Origin of the sequence: Streptomyces hygroscopicus (assembly GCF_026168105.1) — a bacterium.
Taxonomy (GTDB): Bacteria; Actinomycetota; Actinomycetes; order Streptomycetales; family Streptomycetaceae; genus Streptomyces; species Streptomyces hygroscopicus_D.
Genome location: NZ_LBMW01000001.1, coordinates 87,880 through 106,080 on the forward strand (window position 1 = coordinate 87,880; position 18,201 = coordinate 106,080).

Annotated in this window: 15 protein-coding genes and 2 pseudogenes; 8 read left to right on the plus strand and 9 right to left on the minus strand. The window is 69.5% G+C overall.

What is annotated here, in order from left to right; all coding sequences use genetic code 11:
* Positions 1-88 precede the first annotated feature (88 nt).
* Positions 89-574 carry a hypothetical protein gene (locus AAW14_RS00465; protein ID WP_265558591.1) on the plus strand — a complete coding sequence of 162 codons (486 nt, stop codon included), beginning with the start codon at positions 89-91 and terminating at the stop codon, positions 572-574.
* Positions 575-897: 323 nt separating this feature from the next.
* Here AAW14_RS00465 and AAW14_RS00470 read toward each other — a convergent pair.
* Positions 898-1,889: pseudogene (locus AAW14_RS00470) on the minus strand (LysR family transcriptional regulator).
* Between the two features lie 156 nt (positions 1,890-2,045).
* Between AAW14_RS00470 and AAW14_RS00475 the strand changes: the two are divergent.
* Positions 2,046-2,966, plus strand: a complete 921-nt coding sequence (locus tag AAW14_RS00475) for an NADP-dependent oxidoreductase (protein ID WP_265558592.1) — start codon at positions 2,046-2,048, stop codon at positions 2,964-2,966.
* A gap of 669 nt (positions 2,967-3,635) precedes the next feature.
* Here AAW14_RS00475 and AAW14_RS00480 read toward each other — a convergent pair.
* A complete protein-coding gene (locus tag AAW14_RS00480; RefSeq protein ID WP_265558595.1) occupies positions 3,636-3,911 on the minus strand; it encodes a helix-turn-helix domain-containing protein in 276 nt (91 codons plus the stop codon).
* 60 nt (positions 3,912-3,971) lie between these two features.
* Between AAW14_RS00480 and map the strand changes: the two genes are divergently transcribed.
* From map to AAW14_RS00500, 4 genes and pseudogenes are all read left to right on the plus strand, one after another.
* Entirely contained in the window at positions 3,972-4,739 is a 768-nt protein-coding gene (map, locus tag AAW14_RS00485; RefSeq protein WP_265558597.1) for a type I methionyl aminopeptidase, read from the plus strand.
* 1,091 nt (positions 4,740-5,830) lie between these two features.
* A complete protein-coding gene (locus AAW14_RS00490) occupies positions 5,831-6,619 on the plus strand; it encodes an Fpg/Nei family DNA glycosylase (protein WP_265558599.1) in 789 nt (262 codons plus the stop codon).
* Between the two features lie 357 nt (positions 6,620-6,976).
* A pseudogene (locus AAW14_RS00495) lies at positions 6,977-7,301 on the plus strand (plasmid stabilization protein).
* Positions 7,302-7,337: 36 nt separating this feature from the next.
* Positions 7,338-7,991 carry a diguanylate cyclase gene (locus tag AAW14_RS00500; RefSeq protein ID WP_265558601.1) on the plus strand — a complete coding sequence of 218 codons (654 nt, stop codon included), beginning with the start codon at positions 7,338-7,340 and terminating at the stop codon, positions 7,989-7,991.
* 444 nt (positions 7,992-8,435) lie between these two features.
* Here the strand turns inward: AAW14_RS00500 and AAW14_RS00505 are convergent, their stop codons facing one another.
* From AAW14_RS00505 to AAW14_RS00535, 7 genes are all read right to left on the minus strand, one after another.
* Positions 8,436-9,974 (minus strand): CYTH and CHAD domain-containing protein, encoded by a 1,539-nt coding sequence (locus tag AAW14_RS00505; RefSeq protein WP_265558603.1) that lies wholly within the window; start codon positions 9,972-9,974, stop codon positions 8,436-8,438.
* Positions 9,975-10,122: 148 nt separating this feature from the next.
* Positions 10,123-11,565 (minus strand): glycosyltransferase family 39 protein, encoded by a 1,443-nt coding sequence (locus AAW14_RS00510; protein ID WP_265558605.1) that lies wholly within the window; start codon positions 11,563-11,565, stop codon positions 10,123-10,125.
* Between the two features lie 397 nt (positions 11,566-11,962).
* Positions 11,963-12,100, minus strand: coding sequence for a hypothetical protein (locus AAW14_RS00515; protein WP_265558607.1), 138 nt, complete (start codon positions 12,098-12,100; stop codon positions 11,963-11,965).
* Between the two features lie 1,038 nt (positions 12,101-13,138).
* Positions 13,139-13,774 (minus strand): hypothetical protein, encoded by a 636-nt coding sequence (locus tag AAW14_RS00520; protein WP_265558609.1) that lies wholly within the window; start codon positions 13,772-13,774, stop codon positions 13,139-13,141.
* A 170-nt stretch (positions 13,775-13,944) separates the two neighbouring features.
* On the minus strand, positions 13,945-14,400 hold the full coding sequence (locus AAW14_RS00525; protein ID WP_265558611.1) for a hypothetical protein: 456 nt from the start codon (positions 14,398-14,400) through the stop codon (positions 13,945-13,947).
* Positions 14,397-15,395 (minus strand): metallophosphoesterase family protein, encoded by a 999-nt coding sequence (locus tag AAW14_RS00530; protein ID WP_265558613.1) that lies wholly within the window; start codon positions 15,393-15,395, stop codon positions 14,397-14,399. Before AAW14_RS00530 ends, AAW14_RS00525 begins: the two co-directional genes overlap by 4 nt.
* Positions 15,395-15,946, minus strand: coding sequence for a cupredoxin domain-containing protein (locus AAW14_RS00535; protein ID WP_265558615.1), 552 nt, complete (start codon positions 15,944-15,946; stop codon positions 15,395-15,397). Before AAW14_RS00535 ends, AAW14_RS00530 begins: the two co-directional genes overlap by 1 nt.
* A 789-nt stretch (positions 15,947-16,735) precedes the next feature.
* On the opposite strand from AAW14_RS00535, the gene AAW14_RS00540 reads away from it, so the two are divergent.
* On the plus strand, positions 16,736-17,338 hold the full coding sequence (locus AAW14_RS00540; RefSeq protein ID WP_265558617.1) for a sigma-70 family RNA polymerase sigma factor: 603 nt from the start codon (positions 16,736-16,738) through the stop codon (positions 17,336-17,338).
* Positions 17,339-17,363: 25 nt separating this feature from the next.
* Positions 17,364-18,170, plus strand: coding sequence for a zf-HC2 domain-containing protein (locus AAW14_RS00545; RefSeq protein ID WP_265558619.1), 807 nt, complete (start codon positions 17,364-17,366; stop codon positions 18,168-18,170).
* Positions 18,171-18,201: the final 31 nt, after the last annotated feature.

An 18,201-nucleotide genomic window follows, 5' to 3' on the forward strand; every position in this document is an offset into this window, starting at 1 on the left:
ACCGCCCACTTGATACCGCGCGGCACTCAACAAAAATACCAAGCAACATATAGGCTCGTCTCTCCTATCTACTCAGGACAGGAGGAAAATGGTGGAGGACGAGGATGAGATTCTGGCCCGCGCTCTCGGTGAGGTCGGTGCCGCTGGGGGTGCGCTGGGGAATGCAATTGGGGGTGGGTCTGGGGGAGGCTTCGGCGGCCGACTCGGGTCGCGGTTCACAGCCAGGTTCCTAAAAACAGTGTCCCAGGAGGCAGAACTCACCTTGCATCTGCCGCTGAGCGCGGCCGCCGAGCGAGTTCAAGATGTTCTTACTGAAATGCGGCATCCCATTGTTCAAAATTCACTCAAAGCCATGATTGGACAAAACAAGATCACAGCAATTGCAGGCGGCGGGGTCAGTAACCTGAATCCAGTTGTGATCACCGTCAAGCTGACCGCGTGTGGAGGACGTAGCACTGCACTCAAGATCCGAACCGCCGCCAAGGAAGGACTCATCAAGCAACGGTCCGCCGAGAAGGCCATGAAGAAGTTCGTCGGCCTGCTGGGAACTCCTGACATCACTGGAGACCTTTAACGGTGCGGGTTACGTCGGGGCGTGACGGCTGTCGTGGGCCGCGTTATACAGAGGGGTGAGGTATCCCGATCGTGCCGGGCTGACCGCGGAGGAACGGGTTCGGCGTAAGCGGATCCGTTTGGCGGCCGCTGGGTACCGCGGGCCGCTTCAAGGCGCTCTCGTACGCGGGCGCTCCAAGGACCCGGTCCCTCGCAAGTCCTTGTCGGATCCTGCATGTTGCACACTTTTCAGTTCGGTCGGCCACCTTGGGCAGGTCAGGCTGGCCAACCCCATGAATCAGCGGAGGGCCCCTTCAGGTCGGGCTCCCTGTGCGTCGATGCGGGTCACGGAGCCGCTGGGCCGATTCGCCAGGTCTTGCCGGCGGCCAGCAGGTGCTCGCGGACAAGGATCAGGTGTGGGTTGGTGGGGGTGCCCGGGCGTTGGACGAGGTAGGCGGTGTTGATGGGTGGGTCCTCCGGCTGGTGGAGCAGTTGCAGGGCGCCGGAGGCGATTTCGGTGCGGCACAGGTAGCTGGGCAGGACACTCCAGCCGGAGCCGGCGGTGACAGCGGTGAGGACGCCGCGCAGGTCGGGGATGGTGATCGCGGCCTGGGCGTGCAGGCGGCGGTCGAAGACATGGCGCCAGTAGCGGCGGGCGATGGGCAGGTCCTCGGCGTAGGCGATCAAGGGGAGGCCATCCAGGGCAGTGGCCAGCTCCTGCCCTTTGAGCCGTTCGGCCCATGCCGGGGCGGCGACCAGGACGAACTCCTCGTCCGCGAGGAGTTCGGCGTGCAGCGTCCGGCCACTGGGCCGGCGGGTGGCGACGACGAGGTCGTGGCGTCCTGCCCGCAGTTCTTCGAGCAGCGGCTCGGTCAGTCCGATGGCCATCCGCAGCCGGACTCCCTGCGCGATCAGCGGGGCCAGTACCTTGAGGCCGGCGCCGCCCAGGAACTCCGCGGGCCCAGCCAGGTGCACCGGCGCCGGGTGGTCGCTCGGCCCCTCCCGCCGGTGATGGCGGCCAGCTGGTCCAGGGGAACCGACAGCTGCGTGGCGAGCTCGTGGGCATGAGGCAGTGGGGTGACACCGCGCGCCCGGCGTTCGACCAGTTCACGGCTCAGGTGATTCTCCAGCACCCGGATCTGCGTGGTGACGGTGGACTGCGACAGTCCCAGCCGACGCGCGGCGGCGGTGAAGGATCCCAGGCGGTGTACTGCGAGGAAGGTGCGCAGCAGGTTGAGGTCCAGTGGACCGGACCCACGGGTGTCCTGATCGCTCACGGTGTCGAGCCCACGAGATCCGCATGGCACCCACCGGCCGTCCGTCCCCGTAACAGGCATCGGTTCATCGATGCCTGATACCGGTGTTTCCATTGGTGCGGATACGTCGGCGGTTTTAGATTCGAGGCAGAAAGCACTCAGCTACCCGACCTCACGCGCGGCAGTCATCCCCCTCGGCAGGGACGCGCCGACTGTCCGGAAAGCCACGGTTGAATCATGAAGGCCATTGCACTCGAACGGTACGGCTCGTCCGAAGACCTGCGGTTGATTGACCTGCCCGATCCCAAGGTGGCGCCCGGCGAGGTCCTCGTCCGTGTGAAGGCGGCGGGGGTCAATCCCGTCGACTGGAAACTTGCCGCCGGGTACCTGGATCCGATCATGGAGGTCCGGTTCCCGCTGATCTCCGGCTGGGACGTCGCGGGCGTCGTGGAACGGGTCGGCTTCGACGCCGGCGAGTTCGCCGTGGGGGACGAGGTCTTCGGCTACGTCCGCAAGGACTGGGCGCAGAACGGGACGTACGCCGAGCTTGTCTCCGCGCCCGTCCGGACCCTGGCCAGGAAGCCCGCCGCGCTCAGCTGGGAGCAGGCCGCTGGGGCGCCGCTGGCGGGGCTCACCGCCTACCAGAGCATTAAGCGGGTCGGCCTCGGCAAGGGCGAGACCGTGCTGATCCACGCCGCGGCGGGCGGTGTCGGCTCGCTCGGCGTCCAGATCGCCGTCGCGCTCGGCGCCCGGGTGATCGGCACCGCAAGCGAACGCAACCACGGCTTCCTCCGTGAGCTCGGCGCGGAGCCGGTCGCCTACGGGGACGGGCTCGCCGAGCGCGTACGGGAACTGGCGCCCCACGGCGTGGACGCGGCCCTCGACTTCGTCGGCGACGGAGCAGTGGATGTGTCGCAACAGCTGCTCACGAAGCGCGACCGGGTCGCGTCGATCACCGATGGCGAGGCGGGAGCGAAGGGCGGCCACTATGTGTGGGTCCGCCCGGACGCGGCCGACCTCGCGGCCCTCGCCGACCTCGCCGACGCGGGCAAGCTCACGGTGCCCGTGGAGCACGCACTGCCACTGGCCGAGGCGGCTCAGGCGTGGCGCCTGAGCCAGGCGGGCCACACGCGAGGAAAGATCGTCCTGACCGTCTGACATCGCCCGCGGTGATGGGCGCCGGACCGGTGCTCAACGCCACTGAGTAGCGCGGACCGAGAAGTGCCCGCAACGATTGAGTCCCGGCAGGTCGCGGATCGCGGTGTCCGCAGTAGGTGTCAAAGGCTCCGGACCATGATCGGTCCGGGGCCCCTTTTTGAGCCCAACGGTGCAGCCTGGTCTGGATCTTCAGTACCGGCGCTTCCGCCTCATACAAGGCGCGCTCCAGCTCGTCGGTATTCACCGGCGACGCTCCTGACATTCCAGCACTTCAGCCACTGACTTGCCGGCCTCTTGGTCCTGCGACCGGCTCTCCCGGCCTCCACGACGGGTCGTTACTCCCGCGACTACTACGGGCCCTCCGCCCCACCCACGGCCATCAGTCGGCAACGGACCTGCCCACCGCCGCCTCGGCTGCACGGCGGCTCGGGCGACCGCGGATGGTTCCCCGGTTCACCACGCAACCGATCGGTCAGGGGGTGCCCAGCTCTACTCCGGCAGCATCGCCACGCCTACGCCGCAGGCTTACAACGTGGCCTCCCCACCTGAACAGGAAATCCGGCTTCGGAGTTGACCCCAGCCGTCCGAGTACGGACGGGTCAGGCGCTGCCCACCGACCGCGCCACCGACGGTTGGTTGAGCGATACAGGGTGCGGCGCTGCTCACTCCTCAAGCCGAGAGCGCCGGTTCCTGCCAGTCCGGGTCGTGCGCGCACGCAGCCGCCAACTCGTCCAGAGACACGTGCAGCGCGGCGGCCAGGGCCGCGATGGTGAAGAAGGCGGGGGTCGGGGCCCGGCCGGTTTCGATCTTGCGCAGGGTCTCCGCGGAAACCCCCGCCGCGGCCGCCACCTCCGCCATGCTGCGGCTGCCGCGCGCTCGACGCAGCAGCGCGCCGAACCGCTCGCCGCGTTCCCGTTCCCACGGTGTCAAAGGAGTCCTCACCATGACCGTGATACTAATACCGGTATAAGTATTGGGTCGAGGGTGCTACGGGGAGACAAACACATGGTGGAGATCAAGACCGATGCCGCATTGGACGCGATGCGGGAAGCCGGACGTGTGGTGGCCCGCGCCCTGGCCGCAGTCCGAGAAGCAGCCGGCGTTGGGGTGTCCCTGCAAGAACTGGACGAAGCCGCCCGGTCAGTTCTGGCCGAGGCCGGAGCCGGCTCCCCATTCCTCGGATACCGGCCGTCCTTCGCCCCGGTCGCTTTCCCGGCTGTGATCTGCACGTCCGTCAACGACGCCGTGTCGCACGGCCTCCCCACCGGCTACCGGCTGCGCGACGGCGACCTGGTGAGCATCGACTGCGGCGCCCAGCTCGACGGCTGGACCGGCGACGCGGCCATCACCTTCACCGTCGGAACGCCACGCCCCGGCGACCTCGATCTGATCGACGCCACCCAGCAAGCCCTCGACGCCGGCATTGCCGCCGCCCAGGTGGGCAGTCGCATCGGCGACATCTCCCACGCCATCGACACGGTCGCCCGCAAGGCGGGCTGCGGCATGCCCGCCGACTTCGGCGGCCACGGCATCGGACGCCGCATGCACGAAGACCCTCATGTCCCCAACCGCGGCCGCCCCGGCCGCGGCTTCCCCCTCCGCCACGGCCTGGTCCTCGCCATCGAACCCATGCTCATGGCCGGCGGGCAGAACACCTACCGCACCGATATCGATGGCTGGACCCTGCGCACCACCGACGGCAGCCGGGCCGCCCACATCGAGCACACCGTCGCCATCACCGACCAGGGACCCCGCATCCTGACCCTGCCCTGACGTTCTCCCGGACGCTGCCGGATCCGGGACCGGAGCATTCGACGCCCGACGGCACGCCCCATCCGTTGCGCTCCCGTCGCGCACAGGTCGCATCCCGCCGGGCAGGCGGAGGCGGCAACACGGGTCCAGCGCGATGACGCGGCCGCGGACGGTGACCCGCGCCACTCAAACTCCGATGGCGCCCGGCCACCGCCCCGCACCCGGGCAGGGCGCTGGTGGTCGACGATCCCGGGGACCGCAAGGTCGGTAGTGCGACCGCGCACGTGGGATGCCGACGAAATGCGCCGACCAGGTGCTGCGCGAGGCTCGTGAAGATGGTTTCCTGCGTTGACGGAGGTCATTTCCAGCGCCGCAGAACAAGGCTCTTCCGTAAGGCTGCGGGACACGCCGGGGCCGGGTCGAAACCCGCACACCGCACCGAGGACGTCCGGAACCGTCCACAGCGGGCACGACGGCTCGCGTTGATTCTTCTGCGTCGCGACCGGCCTGCTTTCCGATTGCCCCAGGACGGCACCGTGGTTCAGCGCCCTGATGCAGTTCCCGGTTCGTCATCGGTGCCAGGGACGCGGAACCCGTCGTCCGCGTCCGGCGCCGTGATTGCCGTGGTCGCGGCGGCCGGGTATCCGAGGAGGACTGCGTACTCCGTCGTCGTGTAGACCGTCCGGCGGAGGTACGCGCGCGGGTGGACGGCGAGGGGGAAGCCTGTCGGCAGGAGGCAGCAGCCACCCGATGGGAGACGAACATGGGACCGGTGCGAAGGAGCGATTGGGCCGCCGCGGCCGGGGAGTGTTCGTCCGGCGCTCTGTGGCGCACTCGGTGCTCGCCTCGTCCCGCCGTGGCCTGTGGGAGACCAGAGGGGCAGCAGGCAGAGCCGTCGCGGGGACTGCCGTCTCCGGCCGCGCCGTGCCCGCAGTCCGCCGCCGGCCCGGCGCGACGCGCCCCGGGCTCGCCTTCGGTGTCAGCGGGGCACATCGAGGAGGTCGCGCTGGGCCTGAGGCAGAAGCGAGCGTCGCCGACCGCAGCAGCTCCGACCGCGACGGCTTTCCCCCGTCACGCGCCGAGCGTCGTCGGCCGATGCGGGGACGTCCGCCGTGCCTGAGCTGCCGGACGTCGAGGGTTTCCGCAAGGTGCTCGTGTCCTGCGCGAAGGGCAGGGCCATCCGTCGTGTCGACGTGCGCGACGCGGGTGTCCTGCACGGGGTGAGCGTGCGGCGGCTGCGCGACGCGCTGGAGGGCCGGCGGTTCACCGAGCCGGAACGGCACGGCAAGTGGCTGCTCGCCCGCACCGGCGGTCCCACCCTTCTGCTGCACTTCGGCATGACCGGCCGGCTGCTCTGCGCCCGTCCCGACGAGGCGCTCGAGGCCCACGACCGCGTCCTGTTCACCCTGAGCGGCGAACACCAGCTTCGCTACCGCGATCAGCGCAAGCTCCAGGGCCTCTGGTTGGCCGACGACGACTCCGGCGTTGCCCACCTCCTGGACCGTCAGGGACCCGACGCTCTGGCAGTGGACCGCGAGGACTTCGAGGACGCGCTCTCCTCACGCCGTGGCCACATCAAAACCGTGCTCACCGACCAGTCCGTCCTGGCCGGGCTCGGCAACCTACTCGCCGACGAGATCCTGTGGCGCGCCGGGCTGCACCCCCGCCTTCGGTCCGGCGATTTGACGGAGACCGAACGCCGCCGCCTCTACACCCACATGCGACGCACGCTGCGCTCCGCGGTCACCGCCGGCTGCGTGCCACCGCGCGACTCGTGGCTCACCGGCCACCGCGACGACCCCGACCCGATCTGCCCCCGCTGCGGCACCCACCTGCGCCGCTTTCGCCTGGCAGGCCGCGGCACGGTGTGGTGCCCACAGTGCCAGCCGGACGAGGCCTGAGCCCCGGACGAACGTAGGCACGTCCCACCTCCCCCGCCATTCGGTCGGGTTGGCAGGTCGGCGAGCCGCTGGTGAGCCCGAACGCGGCCCCACACCATCGGCCGCGGCATCCGCGGCGTCGCGGCATGCCCCCGAGCGCAGCACGACATCCCACAGGTGTACGGCTGCCCCCGTCCATGAGCTACGTCACGGACGGGGGCACCCAAAGCTCCAAACAATCCGAGGCGCCCGGACCAACACCGCATCGGCAGCTATCGCCGGTCGTGTCTTCTGGTTCACGGTGTGGGCGGAGCCGGTGGCGTGGTTGGGGCGGACGGCGAGGGGTACTCGCGCGGCCATGTGGGAGGGGAGTCCGCAATGCCTGCAGGATCGAGCCGCAAGCGCGAGCGGCAGTCCGAGCACATCAAGGAGAGCGCCGAGCAGCGCGGCGAAGCGCCCGGCAGGGCAAGGAGATCGCTGCCGGCACGGTGAACGAGGAGCGAGCGCGCTCCGGCGAATCGCGTACGTCGAGCACGACCCCGACGCGTGACTCCAAGTCCGCATCCCGGCGTGGCGGCGAGCGCTCCCACCGGGGCGCCAGGGGACCCACAAGGACCAGCTGTATGGGGTTGCCAAGAAGCGCAACCTCGACGGCCGCTCCTTGAGGAACAAACAGCAACTGCAAAGGACACCGGGCCGCTGACTCGCCCGCGTCCGCTATGTATCGGAGGTTGTGTCCATGGCTCTGGGGGCGTTTCTGCAGCGCACTTCTTGCTCATGGCGCCGCTGGCGTACGGGCGAGGCCCTGCGTGTCCCGCTGGACGACATCGGCGTCGAAGCCGCCAACCGGAGGTTCCTACTGTACGGGGTGCTGCCACTCTGGGTGGTGCCGGCAGTCGCGGACTGGTGGATGCACAAACGCACGCGCATCGAGGAAACGAGCGGTGTCCAGGAGTCTGCTGTGCACGCGCTGATGATGACCGAGGCGGGTATTCCCGTGGCCATGGGCATGCTGGCGCGGATCAACCCGCTGGTGCTCTCGGTCATGGGCGGCGCCGCGGTCGCCCATGGTGCCACCGCCCTCTACGACGTGAGCCTGGCGGTGCAGGAACGGCAGGTGAAACCGATCGAGCAGCACATCCACAGCTTCCTGGAGGTGCTGCCGTTGTCAGCGCTGGCCTTCGTTTCATGCCTGCACCCCGATCAGGTGCGCTCGTTGCTGCGCGGCGGCCCGGAGCCCGACGCATGGAAGCTCCAGCCCAAGAAGCATCCGCTGCCCGTCCGCTACCTCACCGGCCTCGCCGCTGTGATCGGCACCGGTGTGATCCTGCCCTACGCCGAGGAGATGGTGCGCTGCTTGCGGACACGCCCCGCGCCCGACGCCGTCGGGTGACATCGGCACTCCGCCATGGCGCCCTTGAGCCCGACGCTCTCACGACCGTCGGCGCCTCGTGGCCCGTCCTGATCTTCGAACGAGAGACGCCACCGTGAACGAGCAGCCCGCCCGCAAGGGCGGCATACCGCTGCCCTGATGGCCCGTAGATGAAGCTCTCTGGGCGAGCGTCGACGTCCTGGACCCGAAGAGCATCGTCCCCGAAGAGCATCGTCGGCGTCCTGCCCGGCCTCGACGTCCTGATCAGTGGACTCCAGCCTGGCAATGCCGCCATGGACTTCCATGGACTTCCATTGACTTCGCGACACAGTGCGGCGCGGGTCGTGGCAGGCGGACCGACCCGGCGGCGATGGGTTGGTGTCGCACCAGGGATAGTTGCGGCTGCGGCGGCAGGTGCGCACGGCCGCCACGAAGCGATCGGAGTTGGCGGTCACGCGGGATCTCTCAGTGAACGAGCGCCTTGCGCAGCTTGGGTTTCGAGGCATCGGCCCACGCAGTCGGCAGTTCCCGTTCGCTCGCTTCGGCCACGGCTTGCTCCTGACCGTACAACAGGCCCCAGGTGAAATTGGGCTCTCCCGCCGCGTGTGCCGCCCGGGCCAGGTTCCGCAGGGCGTCCCGTGCAACGACGCTGTCCTGATGATCCCCGAGCACCTTCTGTACGGCCTTGACGCGCTTGCCGAGCCGTTTGGCCGGTTTGCCGAGCGAGGCGCGCGCCGGTTCGGTGGCGTACCGCGTCTTCTTGGCCGCCTTGCGGGCTTGATGCAGGGCCGCGTCGCGTTCCGTCCCAGGGGACAGCTCCAGCGCGTGTGCCACCCGGCCAGCCAGCCGGTCGTACTCCTTGAGGGTTGCCTTGACCATCACTTTCTCCGGCTTGCGGGCGGCTTCACGACGCAGCGGGGGCTGTTCCGTGAGCGCGGCCAAGGAATTCAGAAGGGCCAGGTAACGGGGTGAGTGCAGGGCGTCGAGGGTGCGCTGCCGCGCCTCGGAGGCGCGGGCGACGTTCCACACCTGCAACCGGGCGTTGACGGGCCCGAGGACCAGTTCCCGGGGCGCGGCCCCGATGCGCGAGCCGAGCCGTTTCATGAGGACCTCCTGGTCGCGTTCCGCGCCCAGCTCGCCGCCGAGCCACTTGAGCTCCTCGCGGATCGGATCGGTGACCTCACGCGCCAGCACCGCGCGGTAAGACCGCAGGGTGCTGCGCAGTCGACGACAGGTGACGCGCAGCCTGTGCACCGAGTCGGGCAGGTCGCGGCGTACCGCGGGGTCGAGGCTCACCAGAGTGCGCACCTGCTCGTCCAGGTAGTTGAGGACCTCTTCACCGGCCGAGCCGGGTACGACGATCTCGGCACGTCCGTCCGGCGGGTGCGGCACGCCCGCTCCTGTCTCCTCCAGGGCCCGGGCCAGCTTGGACGGGTGGCCCGCACGGTCGATGCCGCTCTTGTGCAGCATCTTGTCGACGAGGTCCAGCAGCGAGGGATCGGCTTCCTCGGCGAGTTCGACCTCCACCTCGGTCCATGAGGCGCGTGTGGTCGTGTCGAGCAGGGACTCGGCGCGGACCCTGTCGAGGCTCAGCTCTGCGAGGACCGCGCCTTCTGAATCGAGGAGGTGCCGCGTGCTGCGGGTGGACCAGATACGGACAACGGGCCTCAGTTCCAACCCTCGGGTGCGGGAAAGGGCCAGGTCACGCAGGCTGTCCGGAACCGTGTCGGACAGCGGGGCCTGCACCTCTTCCCGGCTGTCCCCGGACATGGGCAGTTTGAGGTGCCAACCGGCATCAGCCCCGCCGGTCCTTCGCCGGAGCGTTGCCGAGGCGCCGACCAGGCGCAGGTCGTCTGTGTCGTAGTACACGGCGTCCAGTTCGTCGAGGCCCTTTTCCACGACCGACACGACGTCGTCCACACCTGTGAGGTCCGGCAGCCACGAGGCGGCATTGGCCGACGGGGCTTCGTACTTTCGCTCTGTCTCTCGCTTCGAAGAGGTCATACCGGGCGCGTACACACCTCAGCGCTGCTCAAACACTCGTGAGGCAACATTCAGGCCTGGTTGCCTCAGAGTGCGTTGGGGTGGGTGTACGAGCTGCCCCGGCTGCTTGCGTGGTGGCCCAAGGCGATGTTCCCACCCCGGACGAACATCAACTCCTGCGGACGTAAAGGATGATCGTCTCTCCTCGGACGGTGATCTCCGTCGCCGGGCTGTAGGCGTTCAGCAGGACCTCCCGCTTAGCGACGGTGGCGACGCTCTGGCTGGGCCTCACCGTCCTGTCCACCAGCCAGACGCGGCGGTGCGGCAGCAGCAACCGGCGGATGGCGGCCACGGGCTCCTCCTCGCCACCCAGCGTCCTGGACGCGGCGGGCGACCGAGTCATCAGGACATCGTCGGTGCGCGTGAAGTCGGCGGCGTAGACGTACTCGACATTGCGTTTGGTGCCTGGTACGAACACGATCGCGTCCCCTGTCCGGGCGCGCTGCCCGATGATCCTCGCGACGGCCGTCTGGTCGTCGTTGCGGGAAGCCGGCGTGCGCAGCCACTCCTGCGTCGGCCACTGCAGGACCAGAAGCAGACCGGCGAGCGCCACACCCAGCACTCGGGGGACCACGCGCCGCCCGCGAACGGGCGGTCCCCCGGGACGCGGCCGCACCGCCGCCCGTAACAGGCCATCCGCGCCCGCCGCGGTGATCAGCGACAGAGCGGGCAGCGAGTACAGGACATACCGCTGGTTGAAGGCGGGCTGGATGAGCGAACCAGCCAGCAGGACGCCCGCCGGGAGCACCAGCCACGGCAGCGCCAGCGTCCGCAGCGCCAGCGGTCCCTTCCCCCGGCGGGAGCGCAGCGCTCCGACGGCCGCGAGCGGGACGACGACCGCGACGGCTGGGAGCCCGGGACCGGTGAACTGCCGTACGAGACTGGCCGCCTGGCGCCAGCCGGGCCGAGGAAGCAGGCTCAGCTGCCCGATCTGGGTATGCGCGTACAGAGCGAACGGTGACAGGCATGCCGCGACGGCCAGCGCGGTGATCAGCCACCCGCGCAGCGTGCGCCGGGGGATCCGGCCGACCGCCAGGGCCAAGCCGTGGGCGGCGAGGATCAAGGCCGCGAACAGATGCAGCAGTGACGCGAGCAGTACTACCGAGCCATACGCGACCCAGCGCCGGACGGTGGGGCGTTCGACGGCGCGCAGCAACAACAGACAGCCCACGGTGACCAGGCCGGTGACCAGCCCGTAGGAACGGCCCTCCTGGGCGTAGTGCGAGGCCAGCGGGGTGACCGCCAGCAGCAGGCCCGCGCCGAACCCGACCGCCCGCCCCGCCAGCCTCCGTCCGACCGCCGCCGTGGCGCCCGCGGCCACCGCCATGCCCAGTACCGAGGGCAGCCGCAGCAGCACCGCGTCCCCGCTCCCCGCGGGCAGGAGCAGGTGCATCAGCAGGTAGTACAGCACGTGCACGACATCGACATGGTGCGCCAGCGCCCAGATGTCGGGCGCACTCCGGGTGGCGACCTCATACGTGGTGGTCTCGTCCCACCACATGGCGCGGTTCAGGCCCCACAGCCCGAGCGCGCCCATGACGGCAGCGGGCACCGCCCAGACCGCCGCCGTGTCCGCGCCTCCGGCGCATGACAGACGAGAAGAGACGACGGTTCTCAGTCCAAGGGCCGCCACTCGCGGCGGCGCGGACTTCAACTCTTCTGTCACTGCGCATCGACTCCAACTCACGGGCGTGGGACGGAAATCACGGCATCGGCCACGGGCGCCGCAAAGGACCGAACCCTCACGGGTTCAGCGCAGGCCGGCGCCCTGCAGCCGACGACCGAAACGGGGTGCACACCCTACGAGACCCACTGTGAAGGGCGCTGGATACCGACCATGAGTGATTGTCCGTCAAGAATTCATGACGTGTTGAGACACGCGGCCCCGGGGATCCCCACTCCCGTTCCATGCGGCCGCGCCACCATGGCGCCGGGTCCTCTCCCAATGGTCAGGGGCCCTCCTCGCCTCTGTAGAGGGCGATCTGCCACAGAACGAGGCCGGGCAGCATCACACCGACGACGCTCAGCCCGGTCAGCACCTGCACGCAGAAGGCGGCCGGCAGGTGCGGGCGCGTGCGCTGCCACAACTCGGCGGTCCCGAGACTTCCGCAATCGCCCGGGCTTCCGCGGTCTGCCAGTGCATGGGATACCGCCACGGATTACGCGGTGTGCAGCACGGCGAGGACGAGCCCGGTGAGGACCAGCAACAGGGCCGGGTACGGGAAGAGGTGAAGCTCCTGCTGGATGGGGCGCAAACGTGCGCCCCTGGAAGCCAAGCACTCTCGCGGTCGGCGTCCCGAACATCGGGCACGGCACCGCCTCCTGCCGAGTTCGCGCCGACACGCACAAGGCGATGGAGGGGCGGATCGCCCACACCGCGTCCCGGAACGGGCTGGACGTGCAGACCGCGGCTCCGTCCGAGGACGCACGGCTGACCACCGACGTGCTGGTGACCGCAGCCGGGGGCGCGTCGGGTGGGAGGCTCAGTACTCCCCCATCACCGCCGGCAGCGTACGCCGACGCTCCGCCAAGGCTCGCGCCCGCGACATCACATCCCTGTGGGTGACTGCAGACACCGGATGCGGCCAGCCGAGCCGGTTCGCTGACCGGCGGGCGGCTGAGGCGGGCGCAGCCAGTCGCCCGCATCTGCACCATCGGCACCGGCGAACCGAACGGGTGACCGGAGGGGAGCCGCGGGACGGACCGTAGAGTTTCCCTGACGGGTGTCTGGAGAAGGTCGTCATCGGCCCTGTGGGGCGTGGCCGGGCCCGGCCACGGGTTGCGGCGTTGATCCACCTCGTGGTGTCAGCCGTTGTAAGAGGGCACGTGGTCTCCCGGTTGCCAGCAGTTGGGGGTTGCTTCGATCTGTGAGGTGTCGCCCGTGCTGGGCTGGCAGGTGAGGCACAGTTCGTGGCGTCCATGGGAGGTGATCACGCTGCCCCAGCCGTTGCATGTGTCGCAGCCGGTAGCCAAAGCGGCGTTGGCCCGCGGGTTCGAAGCGGCAGCAGCGACGGTCGATCGGTAGACCATGTGGCTCTCCTGGTTCGAGGTTCGATTTGTCCGGGTGGTGCGCAGGTTCACCTGCGCGATGTCCAGTGGCCGAGGAAGCCGTTCAGTTGTTCCGGTCAGCTCGGTCGATGGTGGAGCAGAGTGGCCCGTAGGTCGTTCTCGGTGATCTGGTCGGTGGGGCGGCGGAGTGTCCAGCGGTGGGCCTCGCCGTCCATGGGCAGCACCGCGACGACGGTTTCCAGCGGTGGGTGGCCGGGTTCGCTGCAGCTGAGTTGGCGGATTATGACGGCGGTGTCGTCGTCCAGGCCGAGCAGGGCGCGCACGGCATCCTTCAGTTCGCGGAGGTGCGGGCTCGGTCCGGTGGTTCCTGGGCGGGGGTCCAGGTGCATGGGGGTACTCCTCGGTTCCGGGAAGGCGGGCATGCGGCGCAGGGAGCGCCGTGGGGTGGACGGTGTGTTCGACGGCGGCGAAGCCGATACCGCAGCCGCCGCGGCTGGGGCGCCTTCGGTGTCCGCGAGCCGGCCGCGGCTGCGGCTCCGGCACATCTGGGGGTGGCGGTGCGTGTCGGCGGGACGCAGACGGTACGGCCGCCCGCCCGTCTGGTCGCGTACGACGTCCGCACCGTCGTCCATCTGCGGCACACGCAGCGTGTGATGTGCGGTGGTCAGGCCGGGCGAGTGGGCACCGGCTACCAGCAGGGCGTGCAGTGCCTGGGCCGGCACGAAGTCCTGGCAGCCGGTGGCCACTTGCATGATCGCACCCGCTGGCATGTCGTCCTGTCGCGGTAGCACGTGGTGTGCGCGCGTGGGATCGGCGGGCCGTCGGATGGTCCTTTGTGCCGTGGTGCGCAGGGCGTGTGGCTTGCCGGTCCCCCGGCGCCCCGAGCCGGACGCTGCCGTCCGGGCGGATCGGCGGTGGTGGTTCAGTTGGGTGGTGTGCGGGTTGTGGCCCGGTCCCAGCTGGGTGTCCTGACGGGTGCTCGGGCCGCGCGGTGTTGTGTTGTCACGGTCATCTGCCAGATCGCGAGGAGCAGCAGCGTGCCGGTTTCGGTGAGGAGGCTGAGGAGGGCTTGTGGGGCGGGCTGCAGACCGTGTTCGGTGAATCCGAACACGCCTACGGTGCGTGAGGCGGTGAATCCGGCGAGGGCGCCGAGCGCAACGCCGGCTGCGGCGGCCCTCAGCAGCAGGGGTGGCGTCCCCATCAGCAGCAGGGCGGCGAGGGCGAAGGAGGCGCTGGCCTGGAGCAGGAACAGGGGGCCGATGATGTGGATGAAGCGGTACTGGTCGACGTAGAGCTGGGCGTGGATGTATCCGCTGGCGGCGAGGGTGGCGGCGCTCGCCGATCGCAGGGTGGGGACGAGGAGTCTTTGGGTGTTCATGCCAGCCTCTGATCCTTGATGGCCAGTTCGCGGTCGCCTTGGCGGTAGCCGACGGTGCGGATGCCGAGTGCGTCCTTGAGCTGCCGGGCGGGGACGACCTGCGGAGTGGGGGCGGGGGCACGGCCCGGTTTGGGCAGGGGGTAGGCGGTGGTGGTGGCGGAGTGGAAGGTGATGTTGCCCTCTGTCTTGGTGAACAGCTGGTGGACGTGCCCGTTGAGACAGGTGACGGAGGAGAAGCGGCGCAGTAGGGCGATGACCTTGAGGGCGTCATCGGTGCTCCAGCCCCACTGCGGGTACATGGCGAACAGCGGGATGTGGCTGAAGACCACGATGGGGGTGTCCGGCGGCAGTCCGGCGATGTCCTTGCGGACGAAGTCGATCTGGTCGTTGCCGAGATGGCCGAGCTTCTCCAGGCTCATCGTGTTGACCAAGGCGATGAGGTGCACGCCGTGGGTGTCGAAGCTGTACCAGCCGTCGCCCAGCGTGCCCCTGCCGAAGGTCTGCCGGTAGGCGCGGCCCGCATCGCCGATGGAGTCGTGCTCGCCCGGTACGGTGAAGACGCGGTCTGTCTGCATACCGGTCATCATCTGCTTGACCTGGTCGAACTGCCCGACCGTGGACAGGTGGGTCAGGTCGCCGCTGTGCATGACGAAGTCGGGTCTGAATCCGAGCGAGTTGACCTGGTTGATCGCTTCGGTGAATGAGCCGGCCACGTCCATGTTCGCAGGGCCCTGGAACCCGATATGGCTGTCGGAGACCTGCACGAACCGCAGCGCGCCGTTCGCTGCTGCGGCGCCGGCGGCGGCCCCGGAGTTGGTCTCCCGGGAGTCGGCGATGTGGCTGATCACCTCTCCACTGGCCACGGTCAGCACCACGGCGCCGCCGAACCACCCCGCGTGGCGGAGCAGTTGGCGCCGGGTCATACCGTGTTCTGTGGCGGGCTGCTCGGCATCGCCGGTCGGTGCACCGTCGTGATTGTCGTAGTAGCCGGTCATCAGGTCACCTCCACGGTGGCGGTCATGAAGGGATGAATGGTGCAGAGGTAGGAGTAGGTGCCGGGCTTGGTGAACGTGTAGCTGTAGGTTGCGTGGGTGTTCAGGGCTGCCGAATGCAACGGTCCGCCCGATCCCGCGCTGGTGACGGTGTGGGCGTCGGTGTCCTGATTGGTCCACGTCACCGTCGTGCCCGCTTTGACCTTGAGCGTGGCCGGGGAGAATGCGAAGTTCTTGATCGCCACGGCGTCCCCGGTCACTGGCGCGGCCGGCGCGCCTGTACTCGAGTGACTCGTGGGCATGGTCATGCCCGGCATCGGCGAGGCGCCGGGACCGGAGCCCGCCGCATTCCCCGGCCCCGTGGCACCGGGCATCCCGGCCGTCTGGTGCTGACCCGGACCGGGTGTGACGGCGCCGGCTCCGGTGGACGAGGAGTGCGACGACTGGCCGCATGAGCTGAGGAGCCCCAACGCGCCGACGGTGGCGACGGTGGCGACGGCCAGCCCGGCCGCGGCGCGCGATCGCCGGCCTGGTGTACGGAAGTTCAGGTACATGGTGTTCGTTCCTCACGGATCAGGCGGAGAAGAGGGACGTGCCGGGTGAGCGCACGCAACCGCGGTGATGTCTGGTGAATGCCGTGTCACGGCCGCGTGCCCCTGACGGAATCTGCGAACGAGCGCGTGGGCTGCCCTTGCGCTGGCCGGTCGCCTCGGCATGCCCCGCGCCGCGCATCCGCCCTGACGTGCCGCGAAGTTGCAGATGGGATGCGGCGGTTCCGCGTCCCGGGGCCGCGAGTGACGTACCGCAGGGAGGTGGTGCCTGTACGGGTGGTGCGCACACGGGGCGGGTGGAGTTCTGCCGTGGTGACTGCGCAGCCCTCGACCGCTGTATCGCTGTACCGCCGTACGCGCCGAGCGCTCCACAGGGCCGTCGCCGTGGTGTGCGCGGGGCCAGGCACGGTGGCTGCCCGGTGGCGCCGAGCTCGGTGCGCGGGGGCGGGGCGAGCGTGGTCGGCGCCATGACCGTGTGCGCCGCGTTGTGCATCTCGGTCACCTCTGATCCGTCCCTTGCCGTATGGGGAATACAGGAGGAATGCCGCGTAAATCGGCTCTTGTCTGGCTCCACGGGCGGCGGGGGGCGATCGGTTCGGAAGACATGCACTTTTTCTGATACTTCTTTGGTGATCGGCGCGGACCAGACGGCCTCCCAGTGCCCCGCTCGCATGGTCCTGGCGGTGACGTCGGACCCGGCAGGGGCGCGCCGCCCGCAGTGTGCACAGAGTGTCACCTGCACCACGCCGTGCGTTACACGACAAAGCAATACATATGCGCGATGATCGGCTTATGCCCTGGAGTTCCCGAAAACGTGGTACACGGACCGATCCAGATCGCTCCGCGCACCGTGTCTCTGGTAAAGGGACCCTTTCGACCGCAGACGAGGAACTGCTGCGCACTCTGTATGCGGAGCATGCAGGACCCCTGTTTCACTACGTGCTGCGACTGACCTCAGGAGACTGGCAATGGGCGGAGGATGTCGTGCAGGAAACGCTGCTGCGAGCGTGGCAGCATCCCGCCGCGTTCGACCCGGCACGCGGCCCGGCCCGAGCATGGCTGTGTACGGTCGCCCGGCACCTGGTGATCGACGCCCACCGGGCCCGGCAGGCCAGGCCGGCCGAGGCCGGCGGCGAGGCGCTGGAGCGAGCCGCCGAGCAGGCACCGGGCGAGGACGAGATCGAGCAGGCACTGCAGAGCTGGGCGGTGGCCGACGCCGTCCGGACGCTGTCCCCGGACCACCGAGCGGTCCTGCTGGAGACCTACTACCGGGGCCGGACCATGGCGGAGGCCGCACAGGTGCTGGGCATCCCGCTGGGCACCGTGAAGTCGCGGACGTACTACGCCCTGCACGCCCTGCGGCTGGCGCTGCAGGAACGGGGCATCGAGCCGTGACCGTGGCGTGCAGGAGGTGGCGACCATGAGTGCAGAGCACGACGCACTCCGGCTGGCGCTGGGAGGATACGTCCTGGGCACGCTGCCCCCGGCGGAAATGGAACAGGTGCGCGCCCACCTCGCGGGATGCGCCAAGTGCCGGGCAGAACACGCCCAGCTGGCGGGACTGCCCACCCTGCTGGCGACAGTGACCGCGGCCGAAGCTGCAGGCCAGACGGTGCCGGCGGCCGACGAGAACCTGGCCGACCGGCTGGTGGCGCGCGCAGCCGAGAGCACTCAGGGCTCCTCGCCCGCACAGCCCGCCATGCCTGCGGTGCCGCAGGTGCCGCAGGTGCCGCAGGTGCCGCAGGCAGGTGTGCTGGAGAGGCTGCTCCAGCAGGCCGCGGCCCGGCGCCGAAGGACCTGGCGTCTGCAACTGGCCGGCGCCGCCGCCTCCCTCACGTTCGTCGCGGCAGCGGCCGGCGGCACATGGCTGGCGGCTATCGGATCGGTGGGCAGTCAGGCGACGCCGCCCGGGCCGACCGCGCCGACAGCCTGGCGCACCTTCTCCGGAAGGGATCCCACCACCGGGGTCTCCGCCTCGGTGAAGGTCTCGCCCTCTGCATGGGGCAGTGTCCTGCAGGTCTCCGCCAAGGGGGCGCCCGCCGGAGTCACCTGCCGACTGCAGGCGGTCGGGCCAGGTGGCGCCAGGGCGGACGGCGCTACCTGGCGGGCAGGCGAGTACCCTTCCGGCACCACGATCCCAGGGGCGGTTGCCATGTCCCCGGGAGCCATCGAGCACTTCGAGATCCTCGCAGGCAACGGTCAGAAGCTGGTCACAATGCAGGCGTGAGGGGCCAGGAGCCCGCGCGACGCGGCGTCGG

Excerpts from the sequence above, each read along its gene's own strand:
- AAW14_RS00465 (WP_265558591.1), top strand. The coding sequence starts at position 89 with ATGGTGGAGGACGAGGATGAGATTCTGGCCCGCGCTCTCGGTGAGGTC.
- AAW14_RS00475 (WP_265558592.1), top strand. The coding sequence starts at position 2,046 with ATGAAGGCCATTGCACTCGAACGGTACGGCTCGTCCGAAGACCTGCGG.
- AAW14_RS00480 (WP_265558595.1), bottom strand. The coding sequence starts at position 3,911 with ATGGTGAGGACTCCTTTGACACCGTGGGAACGGGAACGCGGCGAGCGG.
- map (WP_265558597.1), top strand. The coding sequence starts at position 3,972 with ATGGTGGAGATCAAGACCGATGCCGCATTGGACGCGATGCGGGAAGCC.
- AAW14_RS00500 (WP_265558601.1), top strand. The coding sequence starts at position 7,338 with ATGGCTCTGGGGGCGTTTCTGCAGCGCACTTCTTGCTCATGGCGCCGC.
- AAW14_RS00505 (WP_265558603.1), bottom strand. The coding sequence starts at position 9,974 with ATGACCTCTTCGAAGCGAGAGACAGAGCGAAAGTACGAAGCCCCGTCG.
- AAW14_RS00520 (WP_265558609.1), bottom strand. The coding sequence starts at position 13,774 with ATGCAAGTGGCCACCGGCTGCCAGGACTTCGTGCCGGCCCAGGCACTG.
- AAW14_RS00525 (WP_265558611.1), bottom strand. The coding sequence starts at position 14,400 with ATGAACACCCAAAGACTCCTCGTCCCCACCCTGCGATCGGCGAGCGCC.
- AAW14_RS00530 (WP_265558613.1), bottom strand. The coding sequence starts at position 15,395 with ATGACCGGCTACTACGACAATCACGACGGTGCACCGACCGGCGATGCC.
- AAW14_RS00535 (WP_265558615.1), bottom strand. The coding sequence starts at position 15,946 with ATGTACCTGAACTTCCGTACACCAGGCCGGCGATCGCGCGCCGCGGCC.
- AAW14_RS00540 (WP_265558617.1), top strand. The coding sequence starts at position 16,736 with ATGCCCTGGAGTTCCCGAAAACGTGGTACACGGACCGATCCAGATCGC.
- AAW14_RS00545 (WP_265558619.1), top strand. The coding sequence starts at position 17,364 with ATGAGTGCAGAGCACGACGCACTCCGGCTGGCGCTGGGAGGATACGTC.